The sequence below is a fragment of the Paracoccus sp. 228 genome (genome assembly GCF_000967825.1).
Lineage (GTDB): Bacteria > Pseudomonadota > Alphaproteobacteria > Rhodobacterales > Rhodobacteraceae > Paracoccus > Paracoccus marcusii.
This window is the reverse complement of the sequence record NZ_JYGY01000005.1, coordinates 309065-326969: the sequence shown is the minus strand read 5'-3', so window position 1 is coordinate 326969 and position 17905 is coordinate 309065. Positions and strand designations below refer to the sequence as shown.

The window sequence follows — 17905 nt, the reverse complement described above, 5'->3', positions numbered from 1 at the left end:
AGTGACCGTTCTATGACCATATCTCGCCCTTACGGGCAAGACATACCTACAGCATTTCCCCGCCCGAAGGAAACGCGACCCCCTGCCGCGCCCGTCCAAAGGCCCGTCCCCGCCCGCCAACCGCCAGGAGATCCGCCATGACCCGCCCGTCCTTCGACCCGTTCTCGACCGATCTGGACCGGGACGGCGCGCTGCGGATCCTGCGCGATGCGGTGGCCGGCGCCGATGACGGAGAGCTGTTCCTGGAACGCAGCCAGCAGGAATCGCTGGTCTTCGACGATGGCCGGCTGCGCAATTCCAGCTTCATGGCCGGGCGTGGCTTCGGCCTGCGCGCGGTGCTGGGCGAGGTCACGGGCTATGCCCATTCGACCGACATCTCCGAGGCCGCGCTGCGCCGCGCGGCCGAGACCGCGCGCCTGGCCGTGGGCCGCGGCGGCGGAACGGCCGCGATGCGCCCCGCGATGGAGCCGGTGAACCTCTATCCTGCGATCGACCCGGCCGAGGGCATCTCGACCGCCCGCCGCATCGCGCTGCTGCGCGAGATCGACGCCTTTGCCCGCGCGCTGGACTCGCGGGTGGTGCAGGTGACCATCTCCATGGGCAGCAGCCTACAGGAGATCGCCATCCTGCGCCCCGAGGGCGGGCTTGCCACCGACATCCGCCCCATGGCGCGCCTGAACGTCGCGGTGATCGTCGAGAACAACGACCGCCGCGAAAGCGGCAGCGCGGGCGGCGGCGGACGTCACGGGTTGGAACAGCTGATGGCCCCCGACCATTGGCAGGGCCTGGTCCACGAGGCGCTGCGCATCGCCCTGGTCAACCTGCGGTCGGTCCCCGCGCCGGCGGGGGTGATGGACGTCGTGCTGGGGCCGGGCTGGCCCGGCATCCTGCTGCACGAGGCCGTGGGCCACGGGCTGGAGGGTGATTTCAACCGCAAGAAGGCCTCCGCCTTTGCGGGCCTGATGGGCCAGCGCGTCGCCGCCCCCGGCGTGACCGTGGTCGATGACGGCACCATCGCGGGCCGCCGCGGCAGCATCAACATCGACGACGAGGGCACGCCCCCCGCCCGCAACGTGCTCATCGAGGACGGCATCCTGACCGGATACATGCAGGACCGCCAGAACGCGCGGCTGATGGGCGTGGCGCCCACCGGCAACGGCCGGCGCGAAAGCTTCGCGAATGTCCCGATGCCGCGAATGACCAACACCTTCATGCCGGGCGGCGACGCGGATCCCGCGGCGATCCTGGCCGACCTGCGCGACGGAATCTATGCGGTGGGTTTCGGCGGCGGCCAGGTGGACATCACCAACGGCAAGTTCGTCTTCAGCTGCACCGAGGCCTATCGCGTCAGGAACGGTGTCGTCGGCGACCCGATTCGCGGCGCGACGCTGATCGGCGACGGGGCGACCGCGCTGCAGCAGGTGCGCGCCATCGGAAACGACATGGCGCTGGACCCCGGCATCGGCAATTGCGGCAAGCAGGGGCAATGGGTGCCCGTCGGCGTGGGCCAGCCCACGCTGATGATCGGCGGCCTGACGGTCGGCGGCTCGGCCGCCTGAGGGCGCGCGCTAACCGATTGTTAACCACCACGGGGCTATCCTGGGGCCGTCCTGCAGAAGGTGCCCCATGACCATCGGACTTGCTCCTGCCCGTTTCGGCCTGCCCGCCTCGGCCGTCGACGACGACCTGTCCGTGCTGCGGCTGATCCGGTCGCGCCGCGTGGGCCCCGCCACGTTCCACCGCCTGATCGCCGAACATGGCAGCGCCCGCGCCGCGCTGGAGGCGCTGCCCGGGATCGCGGCCCAGTCCGGCATTGCCGACTATGCCGTCTGCCCCGAAGGCGTCGCCGCGGCCGAACTGGCGGCCGGTCGGCGGGCGGGCGCCCGCTTGATCCGCCATGACAGCGCCGATTATCCCGACAGCCTGCGCCAGATCGACGGCGCCCCCGCGATCCTGTGGGTCCGGGGCGACCCGGCCTGGCTGTCGCGCGACGTGATGGCGGTGATCGGGGCGCGCAACGCATCGTCCCTGGGGCTGCGCATGGCGCGCGGCATGGCCGCCGGGCTGGGAGAGGCCGGGTTCACCGTGGCCGCCGGGCTGGCGCGCGGCGTCGATACCGCCGCCCATGCCGCAGCCCTGCCCACCGGGACCATCGCCGTGATGGCCGGGGGCGTCGACGTCATCTATCCGGCCGAAAATGCCGATCTGGCCGCGCGGATCGCCGAATGCGGCGTGCTGGTGTCCGAACAGCCGCCCGGCACGGAACCTGCGGCGCGACATTTCCCGACACGCAACCGCATCGTGTCAGGCCTGTCACAGGGCGTCGTGGTGATCGAGGCCGCACAACGGTCCGGCACCCTGATCACCGCCCGGAACGCGCTGGACCAGGGACGAGAGGTCATGGCCGTGCCCGGACATCCGATGGATGCGCGGGCGGCGGGCTGCAATGCGCTGATCCGCGACGGGGCGACGCTGGTGCGCAGCGCCGCGGACGTGGCCGACGCGCTGGCGCAGACCCGGCCCCTGCCCGCGCCCGTCGTCATGACCGCGCCCGACCCCCTGCCGCCCCCGCCGCGTGACCAGGGCGGTCCGATCCAGCTGGAAAGCCGCATCCTGCAGCGCCTGTCCCCCTCTCCGACCGAGGAGAACGACCTGATCCGCGATCTGGGCGTGCCGGCGGCGACGGCCAGCGCAGTGATCCTGTCGCTGGAACTGCAGGGCCGCGTCACGCGGCTGGCCGGGGGGCGTCTGGCGCTGTCCTGACCCCCCGTCTTGCGGTCTTGTGCTGTCACCCCCCGTTGACACTGCCCCGCCCGGCACCCATCTTGCCGCCCCATTGCAGTTGTCCGAGGTCATCATGCCCGTCGTCGTCGTCGAATCCCCGGCCAAGGCCAAGACCATCGAGAAATACCTGGGTTCCGACTATCGGGTTCTGGCCAGCTTCGGCCATGTCCGCGACCTGCCGCCCAAGGACGGCAGCGTCGACACCGACCATGATTTCGACATGAAATGGGAGGTCGCGGCCGACAGCCGCAAGCACCTCAAGGCGATCAAGGACGCGCTGAAGGACGACCAGACGCTGATTCTGGCCACCGACCCCGACCGCGAGGGCGAGGCGATCAGCTGGCACCTGCTGGAGGCGCTGGCCCCGGCCTTGAAGAAGGGCAGCGCGGTCAGCCGCGTGACCTTCAACGCCATCACCAAGACCGCCGTGACCGAGGCGATGGCCAAGCCGCGCCAGATCGACCAGCCGCTGGTCGACGCCTATCTGGCGCGCCGCGCGCTGGATTATCTGGTCGGGTTCAAGCTGTCGCCGGTCCTGTGGCGCAAGCTGCCGGGCGCAAAGTCGGCGGGCCGCGTCCAGTCCGTCTGCCTGCGCCTGATCGTCGACCGCGAGATGGAGATCGAGGCCTTCAAGGCGCGCGAGTACTGGTCGGTCCATGCCCGCCTAGCGACCCCGGGGGGCGACGAATACGACGCCACGCTGGTGTCGCTGGCCGGCAAGAAGCTGGACCGGTTCGACCTGGCCGCCGCCGATCAGGCCGCGATGGCGCTGAGCGCGGTGGCAAGCCGCGACCTGAAGGTCGCGTCGGTCGCAGCCAAGCCCGCCAGCCGCAACCCCTGGCCGCCCTTCATGACCTCGACCCTGCAGCAGGAGGCGAGCCGCAAGATGGGCATGGGCGCCAAGGCCTGCATGTCGGCGGCGCAGCGCCTGTACGAGGCCGGGCTGATCACATACATGCGGACCGACGGCATCGACATGGCCCCCGAGGCCGTGATGGCCGCCCGCGACGCGATCAAGGCCAAGTTCGGCGACAAGTACCTGCCGAAATCGCCGCGCATGTACAAGAACAAGGCCAAGAACGCGCAGGAGGCGCATGAGTGCATCCGGCCGACCGACATGATGCTGTCGCCGGACAAGCTGAAGATCACCGCCGAGGATCAGCGCAAGCTGTACGACCTGATCTGGAAGCGGACCATCGCCAGCCAGATGGAGGCCGCCCGGATGGAGCGGACCACGGTCGAGATCGCCAGCCCCGACGACCAGGTCGGCCTGCGCGCCACCGGCCAGGTGATGCTGTTCGACGGCTTCCTGCGCGTCTATGACCAGGGTCGCGACGACGATGACGGAGAGGATAGCGCCCGCCTGCCCGCGATCACCGAGGGCGAGGCCGCGCGTCTGGTCGCCCACGCCTTCGACGACGAACTGGCCAAAGCCCGCGAGAAGGGCGGCGACGCGGTCGCGGCCCCCGCGGGGCTGAAGGCCGGGCCGGGCCTCTTGGTCAGCGACAAGGCCCAGGCCGCAGCGCGCCAGCATTTCACCCAACCCCCGCCGCGCTATACCGAGGCCACGCTGGTCAAGCGGATGGAAGAGCTGGGCATCGGACGCCCGTCGACCTATGCCAGCATCGTCACCACGATCCAGGACCGCGAATATGTCCGCAAGGACAAGAACCGCCTGATCGCCGAGGACAAGGGCCGGTTGGTCACGATCTTCCTGCTGAAGTATTTCCCGCGTTACGTCAGCTATGACTTCACCGCCGATCTGGAGAACGAGCTGGACGAGATCAGCGCCGGCGACCGCCTGTGGCGCGAGGTTCTGAGCCGCTTCTGGAAGGACTTCTCCAAAGCACTGGAGGGCACGTCCGAGCTGCGCATCACCGAGGTGCTGGAGGCGATCGACGACGCGCTGGCGCCGCATCTCTATCCGCCGCGCGCGGATGGGGGCGATCCGCGCGAATGCCCGCTGTGCGGTCAGGGCCGCCTGAACCTCAAGACCGCGCGGTCGGGTGGGGCCTTCATCGGCTGCACCAACTATCCGGAATGCCGCTATACCCGCCCCCTGTCCGCCCCGGACGGCGAGGCGCCCATCGGCGACCGCGTGCTGGGAGAGGATGCGGGCGATCAGATCAGCCTCAAGACCGGGCGTTTCGGTCCCTATGTCCAGCGTGGCGAGGCGACCGAGGAGGCCCCCAAGCCCCCTCGCGCGTCGATCCCGAAGGGATGGGAGGTCGCGACCCTGGACCTGGACCAGGCCGTGCAGCTGCTGGCCCTGCCCCGCCCCGTCGGTCCCCACCCCGAGGATGGGGTGCTGATCGAGGCCGGGATCGGCCGCTTTGGCCCCTATGTGAAGCACGGGTCGAAATACGCCAACATCGCCGATGTCGACGAGGTCTTCACCATCGGCATGAACCGCGCGGTCGAGGTGCTGGCCGCCAAGCAGACCCGCGGCCGCGCCGCAGCGGCCGCACCGCTGCGCGAGCTGGGAGAGCATCCGGACGGCGGTCCGATCCAGATCTTGGGCGGCAAGTACGGCCCCTATGTCAAATGGGCCAAGGTCAACGCGACCCTGCCCCGCGACGTCACCCCCGAGGATCTGACCGTCGAACTGGCGCTGGAGCTGATCGCGGCCAAGGCTGCGAAATCGCCGTCCAAGGCCAAGAAACCGGCCGCCAAGAAGGCCGCGCCCAAGGCAGCCGCCAAGAAGCCCGCCGCCAAGAAACCGGCGGCAAAGAAGCCCGCGGCCAAGAAGCCTGCCACGAAAAAGGCCGCGGCCAAGCCCGAGGCCGAGTAGGACCGGGTGGCGGCGCTAACACGCCGCCCCCGCGATTGACACTTGCGCCAGCGCACGCAACAACTTGGGCCGATAACGGGATCAAGGACGGGAGGACCGATGAAAAAGGTCTATGCCACTGCGGGCGAGGCTCTGGACGGGCTTTTGCATGACGGGATGTTCATCGCGGCAGGGGGGTTCGGCCTGTGCGGCATCCCCGAGCTGCTGATCGACGCCTTGGTCGAATCCAAGGTCAAGGATCTGACCATCGCCAGCAACAATTGCGGCGTGGACGGGTTCGGCCTGGGCAAGCTGCTGGACACGCGTCAGATCAGGAAAATGATCAGCAGCTATGTCGGCGAGAATGCTGAATTCATGCGTCAGTACCTGTCCGGAGAGCTTGAGCTGGAATTCAACCCGCAGGGCACCCTGGCCGAACGCATGCGTGCGGGCGGCGCCGGCATCCCGGGCTTCTATACCAAGACCGGCGTCGGCACCGTCATCGCCGAGGGCAAGGAGGTCAAGAATTTCGACGGCCAGGATTACATCCTGGAACGCGGGATCGTGGCCGACCTGTCCATCGTCAAGGCCTGGAAGGCCGACGACACCGGCAACCTGGTGTTCCGCAAGACCGCACGCAACTTCAACCCGCCCGCCGCGATGTGCGGCCGCGTCTGCGTCGCCGAGGTCGAGGAGATCGTCCCACGCGGCAGCCTGGACCCCGACCTGATCCACCTGCCCGGCATCTATGTCCACCGGATCATCCAGGGGTCGCACGAAAAGCGCATCGAACAGCGCACCACCCGCAAGAAGGAGGCCGTGTGATGACCGAGGCAGCAAAAGGCTGGGACCGCAACCAGATGGCCGCCCGCGCGGCCGAGGAGCTGGAAGACGGCTGGTACGTCAACCTGGGGATCGGCATTCCGACCTTGGTCGCGAACTATGTCGGCGACAAGGACATCACGCTCCAGTCCGAGAACGGCATGCTGGGCATGGGCCCCTTTCCGTTCGAGGGCGACGAGGATCCCGACCTGATCAACGCCGGCAAGCAGACCATCACCGAGCTGTCGCGCACCAGCTATTTCGACAGCGCCACCAGCTTTGGCATGATCCGCGGCGGCAAGATCGCCGCGGCGATCCTGGGCGCGATGGAGGTCTCGGAGGAGGGCGATCTGGCCAACTGGATGATCCCTGGCAAGCTGGTCAAGGGCATGGGCGGCGCGATGGACCTGGTCGCGGGCGTGGGCCGCGTGATCGTGGTCATGGACCACACCAACAAGGCGGGCGAGTCCAAGGTGCTGAAATCCTGCACCCTGCCGCTGACCGGCAAGGCCGTGGTCGACCGGATCATCACCAACATGGGTGTCTTGGACGTGGTGCCCGGCGGGCTGCGCATCGTCCAGCTGGCCGACGGCATCACCGAGGACGAGATCCGCGCCGCGACCCAGGCCACGCTGGTCTGACCCATTCGCACCGACCACCGACCGGGGGGCATTCGCCCCCCGTTCTCATGCCCAGGAAAGACGCCATGGACCCCGCCGCGATAGAGACCCTGTTCACCCGCCCCGACGGCAGCTTCCTGTGCGCGCAGTGGGGCCGCCCGGTGGCGCCCGTAGTGTTCGGCCTGGCCGATGACAGCCTGGACATCTTTCGCGCTGCGATCCGTGCGGGCTTTGCGCATGCGCGCCACCCGGTGGTCGATACTGACCCCGAAACCGGTGCAAACCTGATGCTGTTCTTCGTGCGGGACTGGTCCGAACTGGCCGGGGTGCCCGATCTGGACCGGCTGACGGGCCTTCCCGGCCTGCCCGACCGTCTGGCGGGCCAAGGCGCCGACCAGTACCGGCTGTTCCGCTTTGACGAGGCTGGCGGCATCCGCGCCTGCCTGACCTTCGTCAGGATCGGGGGCGCGCTGGCCGACGCGCATCCAGCGGCCCTCGCGGAACGCATCACGATGCAATCCGCGCTGACCTTTTCCACCGAGGTGACGCCATCCGCCGCGCTGGCGGCGCTGATCCGGGCCGCCTATGACCCGGTGCTGCCGGTGGCGGCGACACAGACGGCCCATGCGCTTCGGCTGTCGGCGCGGATGGCCGCCTAGGGGATCAGCCCCTCGGGGTCAGGCAGGCCGTTGCTGCGCGCGGTCGCGGTCAGCGTGTTGGCCAGAAGGCAGGCGATGGTCATCGGCCCCACGCCACCGGGAACCGGGGTGATCGCACCGGCCACCTGCACTGCCGCGGCAAAGTCGACATCGCCCACCAGCCCGTCATCGGTCCGGTTGATGCCCACGTCGATGACGGTGGCGCCCGGCTTGATCCAGTCGCCCTGCACGAAATGCGGCCGCCCGACGGCGGCGACCAGTATGTCGGCCTGACGGCACAGCGCGGCCAGATCGGTCGTGCGCGAATGCGCCACCGTCACGGTCGCACTGTCGCGCAGCAGGAGCTGCGCCATGGGCTTGCCCACGATATTGCTGCGCCCGATGACCACCGCATTGCGGCCGGCCAGCGACCCCAGATAGTCGCGCAGCAGCATCAGGCAGCCAAGCGGCGTGCAGGGCACCATCGCCTTCTGCCCGGTGGCCAAGCGCCCGACGTTCAGGATGTGGAACCCGTCCACGTCCTTTTCGGGCAGGATGGCGTTGATGACCGCCGCCTCGTCCATGCCCTTGGGCAGGGGCAGCTGGACCAGGATGCCGTTCACGGCCGGATCGGCGTTCAGTTTGGCGATCAGCGCCATCAGCGTGTCCTGATCCGTCGATGCCGGCAGCCGATGTTCGAACGAGGTCATGCCGACCTCTCGCGTCATGCGCCCCTTGGACCGGACATAAACCTGGCTGGCCGGATCCTCGCCCACTAGGACGACAGCCAGGCCGGGCACGATGCCCTGCCCTGCAAGATCGGCGACCTGCGTGGCGATCCGGGCGCGCAGGCGGGCGGCAAAGGCCTTGCCGTCAAGGGTCTGGGCGGTCATGGGCGGTCCTTGTTCAGCTGGCGTTCTTCCTGGGCGATGGCGGCCTCGATCAGCTGCCGCCACAGGCGGTCGTACAGCTGGGGGTCCAGGCCGTGACCCTCGGCGTGGCGGCGGACATTCGCCACGACCTCCTCGACGCGGGCGTCGATGCGGGCGGGCATGCCGTTGCCGGCCTTGATCTGCGCGGCGCGGTCGATCAGCGCATGGCGTCGCGCCAGCAACGCCATCAGCTGTTCGTCCAGCTGGTCGATCTGGGCCCGCAGCGCGGGCATGTCGGGAATGTCACAGGTCCGGGTCATGGTGTCCGTCCCATGCACCGTCGCGCGCAAAATCGCAAGGCCCAGCCTAGCCCTGCGGGCTCTGCTGCAGCTGATGTCGCAGGCGGCGCAGCTGCTCGCGCAGTGCCTGGGCGGTCCGGTCATCCAGCCCGGTATTGCCGGTCACGCAGGCGATGACGCGTTCGGACTGGCCTTGCAGGTCGGCGCCCTGCGGGGACAGCGACACGATCACCCGGCGTTCGTCACGCGAATCCCGCTGTCGGGTAACCAGGTTCGCCGCCTCCAGCCGCTTGATCAGCGGGGTCAGGGTGCTGCTGTCCAGCCCAAGGCTGTCACCGATGCCGCCGACGGACTGATGATCATTGGCCCACAACGCCATCATCACCAGAAACTGAGGATAGGTCAGCCCAAGCGGGTCCAGCAACGGCTTGTAAATCCGCCCAAAGGCAAGATTGACGGCATAGACGTCAAAGCACAGCATCTGATCGAAAGGCGACAGGCTGGACAAGGCGGGATCATCGCTCATGCACATGGTGTAATTGCACAAAGAGCAGTCCGCAACTGTTGCAATTTCGAAGGGTTAATTTATATAGCGTGCTATCTATTATCGAAGAAAGGAAATGCCATGCCGGAAAAGATCCTCTATCGGACCGCCGCGACGGCCACCGGGGGCGGCCGTGACGGCAAAACCGCCTTAAATGACGGCACTTCGGCCATCGACCTGGTCGTTCCGAAGGAATTGGGCGGTCCCGGCGGCGACGGGCTCAACCCGGAAAAGCTGTTCGCGCTCGGCTATGCCGCCTGCTTCATGGGCGCGATGCGCCATTACGCTGCGTCGCAAAAGGTCAAGGTGCCGGATGATGCGGCGGTCAATGTCAGCGTGGGCATCGGCCCCCGCAGCGATCCGGGCTTCGGACTGGACGTCCAGATCGCCGTGTCCCTGCCCGGCATGGACCCCGCCGTGGCGCAGGACCTGATCGAGGGCGGTCACAAGGTCTGTCCCTATTCGCATGCCACGGCCGGCACGCTGACCATCACGCCGACCCTGGTGTGATCCAAGAAGAAACCCCGGTCCATCGGACCGGGGTTTTGTCGTCTCAGGCAGGGGCGGGGTCGCCACCCGGCGCGGGCTTTGTCCGCGGGATGGCCGTGACGGAGGGGATCACGCTGGCCGGGGTGTCGTCATCATCCCCGCCGATCGCATCACCGCGCAGGATGCGGGCGATTTCCTCTCCGGTCAGGGTCTCGTATTCCAGCAGGCCCTTGGCCATGCGCTCGAACTCGACCTCCTTTTCCAGCAGGATGCGGCGGGCTTCCTGATAGCCCTCCTCGATCAGGTCGCGAACCTCCTGCTCGATCAGTTCCTTGGTCGAGGCCGACACCGAGAAGCCGCCGGTGCTACCATTATAGCCCTCATGCGCCTCGGCATAATCAACCGCGCCGACCTTGTCGGACATGCCCCACCGCATCACCATCGCCCGGGCCAGCGCACTGGCCTGCTGGATGTCGCCAGCGGGGCCGTTCGACACGCCCTCTTCGCCGTACTTGATGATCTCGGCGGCCTTGCCGGCCATGGTCATCGCGATCTTCTGCTTGGCCTCGTCCTTGTGGAAGTTCAGGCGGTCCATCTCGGGCAGGCTGACGACCATGCCCAGGGCGCCGCCGCGCGGGATGATCGTGGCCTTGTAGACCGGATCGCACTTTGGCAGCGACAGGCCGACGACGGCGTGGCCGGCTTCGTGATAGGCGGTCTTTTCTTTCTGCTCGGGCGTCAGGACCAGGCTGCGGCGCTCGACACCCAGCATCACCTTGTCCTTGGCATTCTCGAAATCAGCCATGCTAACGAACCGACGACCGATGCGCGCCGCACCAAGGGCAGCCTCGTTCACCAGGTTCATCAGGTCCGCGCCCGAAAAGCCGGGCGTACCGCGTGCGATCAGGCGCAGGTCGACATCCGGTCCGACCGGAACCTTGCGGGCATGGACCGACAGGATCCGCTCGCGGCCCTTGATGTCGGGGTTCGGCACGTGGATCGTGCGGTCGAACCGGCCCGGACGCAGCAGCGCGGGGTCCAGCACGTCCTTGCGGTTGGTCGCGGCGATGATGATGATGCCTTCATTCGCCTCAAAGCCGTCCATCTCGACCAGCAGCTGGTTCAGTGTCTGTTCGCGCTCATCGTTGCCGCCGCCGATGCCCACGCCACGGGCGCGACCCACGGCGTCGATCTCGTCGATGAACAGGATGCAGGGGGCCGATTTCTTGGCCTGTTCGAACATGTCGCGCACGCGGCTGGCGCCAACGCCCACGAACATTTCGACGAAGTCCGATCCCGAGATGGTGAAGAACGGCACGCCCGCCTCGCCCGCAATGGCCCGCGCCAACAGCGTCTTACCGGTACCCGGAGGGCCCACCAGCAGCGCGCCCTTGGGGATCTTGCCGCCAAGACGGCTGAACTTCTGCGGGTTGCGCAGGAACTCGACAATCTCCTCAAGCTCCTCCTTGGCTTCGTCGATGCCCGCAACATCGTCAAAGGTCACGCGACCGTGCTTTTCAGTCAGCAGCTTGGCCTTGGACTTGCCAAAGCCCATGGCACCGCCCTTGCCGCCGCCCTGCATGCGATTCATGAAGAAGATCCACACCCCGATCAGCAGGATAAACGGCAGCCAGACGCCCAGCATCGACATGAAGCCGCTGCTTTGCTGCTTGACCACGCGAACGTCCACGCCCTGCTGGATCAGCCGGTCGCTGATATCCTCGCCCATCGGGCGCACGGTCGCGTACTGTTCGCCGTTGGTGCCGGTGATGGCCACGTCCTCTCCGTCGATCGTGACGGCGCTGACCTGGTCGTTCTGCACCCGTTCGATGAAGTCGGAATAGCTGATCTGGCGGCTGTTCATGGTGCCCGACCCGTCGCTGAACAGATTGAACAGCGCGAGGATCATCAGGAACAGAACCACCCAGAAGGCGAAGTTGCGAGCATTGCCCAATACGGGTCCTCCGACGGAATGCGGTTTGACTTGAAAATAGGGATTATCGCGACAGGTTCAATGCGCCTTCACCAACCTGCGGAAATCTGCCGCGCCCCGGACCGGAATCAGGGTGATTCCGGGGTGGTCGCGCAGCAGCGGCGCGGCGATCAGCCGTCCGTCCTGCCAGATGCCGGGGCTGGCCGCAGCCTCATCACGCAACAGGCCCGAATCGCGCCACGGCAGGCGGGCCAGCGGTTCGGTCCCCAGGGCCGCGATCGTCTGGCCGGGGGCAAGGCCGCGCACCCGCCAGCGGCGGTCCCAGACCTGGTCGGGCGTGGGGCCGGTGCGCAGCGCGGCCGCGGCCTCGCGCGTGACCCGCAGCCCCCCGCCCGTCGGAGAGATCATCGCCCCGTCCAGCGTCACCCGCCCCTGCGCCAGCATCGCCTCCAGCGCGTGGACCAGCGTCGCGCGGCGCGGCGGATAGTCGGCGCCCGTCACCCACCGGCAGGCGGCGACCAGAATGCGGCGGCGGATCTCTGGCGGCGCGTCGCGCAGGGGGCCGCGCGACAGGATCAGGCTGCCGCGATCGACCTTGGCATCGGCGCTCAGCAGGGCCGCGTAATCGGCCAGCGCGTCGCGCGCGTCGGCGATATGGGCGGCGGATCGGGCCAGGCCCGACACCTCCAGCCCCAGGGCCGCGATGGCCTGGCGCGCCCGGATGCGGTCATAGTCGGCATTGTCGTTCGTCGGATCGTCGATCCAGGTGATGTCGCGCGCCGTCAGCCAGTCGCGCAGCTCGGCCCGCCCGGTGCCCAGCATCGGCCGCAGCCAGCGCATGTCGAACGCGTCGCGCCATTCCGCCATCGCCGACAGCCCGTCCACGCCGGACCCGCGCGCCAGGCGCATCAGCAGCGTTTCGGCCAGATCGTCGGCCGTGTGGCCAAGCGCCACCGCCGGCAGGTCGTTGCGCCGCGCCCAGCCCGACAGCAGCCGCAGCCGCGCATCGCGGGCCTGCGCCATCAGGTTGCCGACCTGCGTGTCGCGCCGCCACAGCAGCACCGCATGCGACAGGCCCAGGGCACGCGCGGCGCGGGCGACCTCGTCGGCCTCGGCCGCGCTGCCCTCGCGCAGGCCGTGATCGACGGTGGCGACCATGACGCGCCGCCCCTGCGCCCATTCGGCGGCCACATGCATCAGGGCGATGGAATCACCGCCCCCCGACACCGCCAGTCCAAGCGCCGGCAGGTCCCCCGCCAGCCGGTCCAGGACAGACCTGATGCGGGCGCCGGGGTCGCGGATCACGGATATTCGGCCAGATCGGCCGCCGCTTCGGGGTCCATCGACGGATCGAGCAGCGGGTCCAGAACGCCCAGGTCGCTAACGCCGCAGCCAAGGCGGGTCACGTGGCCCTCGGCCTCGACGGCCTGCGGGCTGCCGGGAAATCGGGCGGGAATCTCTGCCAGGTACAGGCAGGCGGCGGTCGCGTCACCCTGCGCCTCGATCACGCGAGCGATGCCCAGCAGGCTCTCGCCCGCCCGTGCGCCGTCCGGATCGGCGGCGAACCCCTCCAGCCAGGCGGCGGCCGCATCACGTGGCTGGCCGGCCAGATCCAGCGCCTGCCCGCGCAGGAACAGTGCCTCGGCGGTCAGGGGACCGCCGGCATGGGTTTCCGCGACATCGGCGAACATCTGCGCCGCGCGGGCGTGATCGCCGGCGTCCATCGCGGCGCGGGCCGCGTCGAAATCGGTCTGCTCGGCCGCGGTCGAGGCAGGCTGCCCCGCCCCGCCATCCGCCGGGGCCGAGGGCGCCAGCTGCGGGCTGAGCCCCGCCTGCGCCTGCGGCACGGTCAGCGCCGACAGATCGCAGCCCGGTTCGGCCTCGCACAGGCGGAATTCCAGGTCGGACAGGCGCCGTTCGCTGTCGCCCGCGATCCGGTTGATGCGATTCTGCAGCTGTTCGGCCTGGTTCGTCAGGCGCATCAGCTGCGCCTCCATCGCGTTCATGCGGTCGATGGCGCTGGCCCCGCCCGCCGCCTGGAACCCGGCGGCGCCCGACGCGACCAATTCGCCCCGCAATCCCTGCAGCTGACTGCGCAGCTGCGTCACCTGCTGACGCATGTCGGCCAGCGTCGCGGCGTCCGGGGCGGCCTGAACAGGCGCCCCAAGCGTCAGGGCCAGGATCAGCGCGGGGATCAGCCGCATCACATGCCTGCCCCGACGACGCCCCCGGCAGGGGCGGCGCTTGCCACGGGGGCCATCGCCACGGCGGGGGGTGCGGCTTCGGTCACGACGGTGACGGCACGGCGGTTCTGGGCATAGCAGCCCTCGTCCGAACACGTCGCTGCGGGTCGCTCCTTGCCGAAGGACAGCGTGCGGATGCGGCCCGGGGCCACGCCCTGCGCGACCAGGTATTCCTGCACCGCGCTGGCCCGCCGTGCGCCAAGCGCCAGGTTGTATTCGCGGGTGCCCGTCTCCTCGGCATGGCCCTGGACCACGGCGGTAAAGCCGGTGTGGCGCGTCAACCAGGCGGCCTGCGCCGTCAGGATGGTTCGCGCCTCGGGGGTCAGGGTCGTCTGGTCGGCGGGAAACAGGACCGTGTCGCCGACCGTGCCGCGGAAATACTGGGCCGTCGCCTCGGCGCCCAGGACGCCGCCGGCCAGATCGCCCTGAAACACCGCGCCCCCGCCCGTGCTGGCATAGGGGTCGACCACGGGCGGCGCCACCGTCGGCGCGGGCTGGGCACAGGCCGCCAGCCCCAGAAGGGCGGCCAGCAGGACAGGCTTGGTCGCGGCGTTCATCATCTCATCCTCATGGCAACAGGGGACCCCAGGACGGGTCCGAGGCGGCAAAGTCAAGATTCATCGGTCGCATTTTGCGCCCGGTGATGTCCACCGAATGCAGACGTGGCTGGCCGTTTCCGCCGGGGGTGGCGCGCGTGAACATCACCACCCGACCGTTCGGGGCCCAGGTCGGGCCTTCGTCCAGGAAGCTTTCGGTCAGCATGCGCTCGGACGATCCGTCGGTGCGCATGGTGCCGATGTGAAAGCGTTCGCCGATCTGCTTGGTGAACGCGATCAGGTCCCCCTTGGGCGACCAGGTGGGCGTGCCGTAACGCCCGTCCCCAAAGCTGATGCGCGACGGCTCGGCCCCGTCCAGCCCCATGATGTACAGCTGCGGCGCGCCGGACCGATCGCTTTCGAACACGATGCGCTGCCCGTCCGGGCTGAACCCCGGAGAGGTGTCGATGGCCGGCGAATTGGTCAGCGCGCGTTGGGCGCCGGTGGCCACGTCCATCAGCCAGATGTCGGTATTGCCGCCCTGTTCGCGCGAATAGGCGACCCACCGCCCGTCCGGGCTGAAGGTCGGCGCAAAGGCCATCGTGCTGGCATCGCGGGTCAGCGGCCGGGCGCTGACGGTCGCCACGTCCATCAGCTGGATCTGGGGAAAGCCGCTGTCATAGCTGGTGAACAGCAGCCGCCGCCCGTCGGGCGAGAATTTCGGCGCCAGCACCAGGGACGAGCTGTCGGTCATCCACAGGATGTTCGCGCCATCGTAATCCATGACCCCGATGCGCTTGATCCGCGCGCTTTTGGGGCCGGTTTCCTGGACGAAGGCCACGCGGCTGTCGAAATAGGGCTTTTCGCCGGTCAGCCGGGCATAGATCTGGTCGGCGATCTTGTGGGCCGCGCGGCGCCAGTCGGCGGCGCGGGCGTCGAACTGCATCCCGTCGCCCTGCGGCTGGCCCGACACGACGTCGAACAGCCGAAAGCCCACGCTGATGTTGTCGCCCATCTGCCGCACCTCGGCCGAGACCAGCGCCTGCGCGTTCACCGCCCGCCAGTCGTCATAGCTGACGGCCTCGGCAAAGCTGGCGGGGCGGGCGACATGCGTCTCGACAGGGATCTCGCTGAACAGGCCGGTGCCGGTCAGGTCGTCCGCCACGACCTGACGGATGCGGGCCGCGATCTCGGCATCGCCATGAAAGGCCGGGATGGCGATCGACATCGGCTCTATCACGCCGTCGGTGATCTCGATGCGCAGGGGGGTGTCCTGCGCCATCACGGGCCCGGCCGGCAGCAATGCTGCGGCCAGCAGGAAGGCAGGGGCAAGGATCAATCTGCGGAACATGGCGTCATCACTACCTTTTTTCGGCGAACAGCGGAAGGTGGCCCCCGCCGGTCAGTCATTGGAACGCGACGCCGTCGGGGCGGAAATCCACCACGACATCGCGCCAGCGTCCGTATTTCGATGCGGGCAGATCGAACCCGGCGCGTCCGCACATCAGGATGGCGCGGCGCGCGACCTCGAACCCCTGCTGGGCTGCGGATTCGCTGCCGCCCTGATAGCCGGCGATGCGCATGCTATTCTGGTCGGGCACCCCGTCCGGCGACAGCGTGAACCCGACAGAGACGGTCATCTGCGACGCCTCGACCGACAGCGCGCCCAGGTTCCAGCAGTCCTGGATCGCAAAGCGCAGCCCGTCGCGTTCCGACAGCGTCAGCGGGTCGCCCAAGGGCAGGCCCTGCGCCGCATCGGGCAGGGGCGTCGCCTGGATCGGGCTGGGGGTCAGCTGCATCATGTCTGCCGGCGGGCCCGAAGGGTCGTTCGCCGGATCCGCCGCGGCCCCGGTCCCCGCCATGGCCCCCGCCAGCGCGGCGGCCAGCGGGTCCAGCCCGGCCGAGGCGCCGCTGCCGCCCTCGATGGTCTGCGACGGGCTGGCGGCCGTGTCGGAGCCAGAGGCGGCGTCCTGCCCCCCTGCCCCGCCCTGCGCATCGCGCAGCGCGTCCTCCAGCGCCTGCCGATCCGCCGCCTCGCGCGCGGCCTGTTCGGCAGCGGCCTGACGCTCGGCCTCGGCTTGGCGCTCTGCCTCGGCGGCGGCACGGCGCTCTTCCTCGGCCTCTGCGGCAGCGCGGCGTTCCGCCTCCGCGGCGGCCTGGCGCTCCGCTTCTTCGGCCTGGCGTGCGGCTTCGGCACGACGTTCTTCCTCGGCCGCTGCAGCGGCGCGACGCTCCTCCTCCGCCTCTGCGGCAGCACGGCGCTCGCCCTCCTCAGCGGCTTGGCGTTCCGCCTCCTCAGCGGCCAGGCGCTCGGCCTCCGCGGCCTGCCGTGCGGCTTCGGCGCGGCGCTCCTCCTCGGCCGCGGCCTCTGCCGCGGCACGACGCGCCTCTTCCGCTTCGGCCGCGGCGCGGCGTTCGGCCTCTGCGGCGGCATCGGCTGCCTGCCGTTCCTCCTCCGCAGCTTGGCGCGCGGCTTCCGCGCGGCGCTCTTCCGCAGCCTCTGCCGCTGCGCGCCGCTCCTGCTCCGCCTCTGCCGCGGCCTGACGTTCGGCTTCCGCGGCAGCGTCCGCCGCGGCTTGGCGCTCGCGTTCGGCGGCGGCTTGGCGGTCTGCCTCGGCGGCAGCCTGGCGTTCCGCCTCGGCTGCGGCTTCGGCGGCCGCATCGGCCGTGGCCTGACGCGCGGCGGCAGCAGCCGCGTCCGCGGCCGCCTGACGCGCAGCCTCGGCGGCAGCCGCCTCTGCCACGCGGCGGTTGAAGGATTCGACCAGGTCGGCCGGCCGGTCCTCGGGGCGGCGCGAGGCATCAAGTGCGAGCGCCGATCGCGGGGCGACCGGAACGGCCGCGGCGTCGGGCGTCGGCAGCGCCGGGCGGTTAGGCTGAGCCTCTGCCACGGGGGCCGGGGGAGTGTCCGGGACCTGCGGGGCGGTCTCGGCCCCGTCGGTCTGGTTCGGGCGCGGTGCGGGCAAATCGGTCGCGACCTCGACCGGCGCGGCGGGCGCGAAATCGCTGAGGTCGGGCACGGATTCGGCCGTGTCGGGCTGTTCCAGCGCCGCGGCCTGCCCTGATTGCGGGGGGATCGCGTCGACGGGCCGCGCCGCACCGTCCTCGGCCGGGTCGACGGGGTCGGGCAAGGTGGCCACCGCGGTCGAATCGGCACCCACCGGCCCCGCCCCGCGGGCGGCGGCGGCCATCGCCTCGAACTCGGCGCCGCTGATGGTCGAGACCTGGGTCGTGCGCACCATCGGGCTGGGCTGCGGACGAAACAGTGCCCCGCCCAGGATCGCCCACAGGATCAGAGAGCCGTGCGCGACCCCCGAGACCCAGTAACCGATGCGCCCTTCGCGTTCGTCCATGG

16 protein-coding genes are annotated in these 17905 nt (G+C 69.4%); 7 read left to right on the top strand and 9 right to left on the bottom strand.

Annotated elements, in window-relative coordinates:
- Positions 1-137 precede the first annotated feature (137 nt).
- The 6 genes from tldD to SY26_RS16445 all read left to right on the top strand — a co-directional run bounded on the left by tldD (position 138) and on the right by SY26_RS16445 (position 7655).
- Complete coding sequence (gene tldD, locus SY26_RS16470) at positions 138-1559, top strand: metalloprotease TldD (protein ID WP_046001385.1); 1422 nt, start codon at positions 138-140, stop codon at positions 1557-1559.
- Between the two features lie 67 nt (positions 1560-1626).
- Complete coding sequence (dprA, locus tag SY26_RS16465) at positions 1627-2763, top strand: DNA-processing protein DprA (RefSeq protein WP_046001384.1); 1137 nt, start codon at positions 1627-1629, stop codon at positions 2761-2763.
- A gap of 94 nt (positions 2764-2857) precedes the next feature.
- A complete protein-coding gene (topA, locus tag SY26_RS16460) occupies positions 2858-5575 on the top strand; it encodes a type I DNA topoisomerase (protein ID WP_046001383.1) in 2718 nt (905 codons plus the stop codon).
- Between the two features lie 99 nt (positions 5576-5674).
- A complete protein-coding gene (locus SY26_RS16455) occupies positions 5675-6379 on the top strand; it encodes a CoA transferase subunit A (RefSeq protein ID WP_046001382.1) in 705 nt (234 codons plus the stop codon).
- A complete protein-coding gene (locus SY26_RS16450; protein WP_046001381.1) occupies positions 6379-7017 on the top strand; it encodes a 3-oxoacid CoA-transferase subunit B in 639 nt (212 codons plus the stop codon). Before SY26_RS16455 ends, SY26_RS16450 begins: the two co-directional genes overlap by 1 nt.
- 65 nt (positions 7018-7082) lie before the next feature.
- Positions 7083-7655, top strand: coding sequence for a hypothetical protein (locus SY26_RS16445; RefSeq protein ID WP_046001380.1), 573 nt, complete (start codon positions 7083-7085; stop codon positions 7653-7655).
- Here SY26_RS16445 and folD read toward each other — a convergent pair.
- From folD to SY26_RS16430, 3 genes are read right to left on the bottom strand one after another with little or no spacing between them, the layout of a single operon-like run.
- Positions 7652-8527 carry a bifunctional methylenetetrahydrofolate dehydrogenase/methenyltetrahydrofolate cyclohydrolase FolD gene (folD, locus tag SY26_RS16440; protein WP_046001379.1) on the bottom strand — a complete coding sequence of 292 codons (876 nt, stop codon included), beginning with the start codon at positions 8525-8527 and terminating at the stop codon, positions 7652-7654. The genes SY26_RS16445 and folD overlap by 4 nt on opposite strands.
- Entirely contained in the window at positions 8524-8826 is a 303-nt protein-coding gene (locus SY26_RS16435; protein ID WP_045982896.1) for a chorismate mutase, read from the bottom strand. The genes folD and SY26_RS16435 overlap by 4 nt, the downstream gene beginning before the upstream one ends.
- Before the next feature lie 46 nt (positions 8827-8872).
- Positions 8873-9331 (bottom strand): MarR family winged helix-turn-helix transcriptional regulator, encoded by a 459-nt coding sequence (locus tag SY26_RS16430; protein WP_052715335.1) that lies wholly within the window; start codon positions 9329-9331, stop codon positions 8873-8875.
- A gap of 99 nt (positions 9332-9430) precedes the next feature.
- Between SY26_RS16430 and SY26_RS16425 the strand changes: the two genes are divergently transcribed.
- Positions 9431-9859 carry an organic hydroperoxide resistance protein gene (locus SY26_RS16425; RefSeq protein WP_046001377.1) on the top strand — a complete coding sequence of 143 codons (429 nt, stop codon included), beginning with the start codon at positions 9431-9433 and terminating at the stop codon, positions 9857-9859.
- A gap of 43 nt (positions 9860-9902) precedes the next feature.
- Here SY26_RS16425 and ftsH read toward each other — a convergent pair whose 3' ends face one another.
- From ftsH to SY26_RS16395, 6 genes are read right to left on the bottom strand one after another with little or no spacing between them, the layout of a single operon-like run.
- A complete protein-coding gene (ftsH, locus tag SY26_RS16420) occupies positions 9903-11792 on the bottom strand; it encodes an ATP-dependent zinc metalloprotease FtsH (protein WP_045982844.1) in 1890 nt (629 codons plus the stop codon).
- Between the two features lie 57 nt (positions 11793-11849).
- Positions 11850-13076, bottom strand: a complete 1227-nt coding sequence (gene tilS / locus SY26_RS16415) for a tRNA lysidine(34) synthetase TilS (RefSeq protein ID WP_052715334.1) — start codon at positions 13074-13076, stop codon at positions 11850-11852.
- Positions 13073-13975, bottom strand: coding sequence for a tetratricopeptide repeat protein (locus SY26_RS16410; protein ID WP_045982843.1), 903 nt, complete (start codon positions 13973-13975; stop codon positions 13073-13075). Before SY26_RS16410 ends, tilS begins: the two co-directional genes overlap by 4 nt.
- On the bottom strand, positions 13975-14574 hold the full coding sequence (pal, locus tag SY26_RS16405; protein WP_064503570.1) for a peptidoglycan-associated lipoprotein Pal: 600 nt from the start codon (positions 14572-14574) through the stop codon (positions 13975-13977). Before pal ends, SY26_RS16410 begins: the two co-directional genes overlap by 1 nt.
- A gap of 7 nt (positions 14575-14581) precedes the next feature.
- Positions 14582-15901 carry a Tol-Pal system beta propeller repeat protein TolB gene (tolB, locus tag SY26_RS16400; protein ID WP_046001376.1) on the bottom strand — a complete coding sequence of 440 codons (1320 nt, stop codon included), beginning with the start codon at positions 15899-15901 and terminating at the stop codon, positions 14582-14584.
- A gap of 55 nt (positions 15902-15956) precedes the next feature.
- Positions 15957-17903, bottom strand: a complete 1947-nt coding sequence (locus SY26_RS16395) for a hypothetical protein (protein ID WP_046001375.1) — start codon at positions 17901-17903, stop codon at positions 15957-15959.
- Positions 17904-17905: the final 2 nt, after the last annotated feature.

What these genes read in the sequence shown, in the direction of transcription:
- pal (WP_064503570.1), bottom strand. Translation starts at nt 14,574, where the DNA reads ATGATGAACGCCGCGACCAAGCCTGTCCTGCTGGCCGCCCTTCTGGGG.
- SY26_RS16445 (WP_046001380.1), top strand. Translation starts at nt 7,083, where the DNA reads ATGGACCCCGCCGCGATAGAGACCCTGTTCACCCGCCCCGACGGCAGC.
- tolB (WP_046001376.1), bottom strand. Translation starts at nt 15,901, where the DNA reads ATGTTCCGCAGATTGATCCTTGCCCCTGCCTTCCTGCTGGCCGCAGCA.
- tldD (WP_046001385.1), top strand. Translation starts at nt 138, where the DNA reads ATGACCCGCCCGTCCTTCGACCCGTTCTCGACCGATCTGGACCGGGAC.
- folD (WP_046001379.1), bottom strand. Translation starts at nt 8,527, where the DNA reads ATGACCGCCCAGACCCTTGACGGCAAGGCCTTTGCCGCCCGCCTGCGC.
- SY26_RS16430 (WP_052715335.1), bottom strand. Translation starts at nt 9,331, where the DNA reads ATGAGCGATGATCCCGCCTTGTCCAGCCTGTCGCCTTTCGATCAGATG.
- topA (WP_046001383.1), top strand. Translation starts at nt 2,858, where the DNA reads ATGCCCGTCGTCGTCGTCGAATCCCCGGCCAAGGCCAAGACCATCGAG.
- SY26_RS16395 (WP_046001375.1), bottom strand. Translation starts at nt 17,903, where the DNA reads ATGGACGAACGCGAAGGGCGCATCGGTTACTGGGTCTCGGGGGTCGCG.
- dprA (WP_046001384.1), top strand. Translation starts at nt 1,627, where the DNA reads ATGACCATCGGACTTGCTCCTGCCCGTTTCGGCCTGCCCGCCTCGGCC.
- SY26_RS16425 (WP_046001377.1), top strand. Translation starts at nt 9,431, where the DNA reads ATGCCGGAAAAGATCCTCTATCGGACCGCCGCGACGGCCACCGGGGGC.
- SY26_RS16450 (WP_046001381.1), top strand. Translation starts at nt 6,379, where the DNA reads ATGACCGAGGCAGCAAAAGGCTGGGACCGCAACCAGATGGCCGCCCGC.
- SY26_RS16435 (WP_045982896.1), bottom strand. Translation starts at nt 8,826, where the DNA reads ATGACCCGGACCTGTGACATTCCCGACATGCCCGCGCTGCGGGCCCAG.
- SY26_RS16455 (WP_046001382.1), top strand. Translation starts at nt 5,675, where the DNA reads ATGAAAAAGGTCTATGCCACTGCGGGCGAGGCTCTGGACGGGCTTTTG.
- SY26_RS16410 (WP_045982843.1), bottom strand. Translation starts at nt 13,975, where the DNA reads ATGCGGCTGATCCCCGCGCTGATCCTGGCCCTGACGCTTGGGGCGCCT.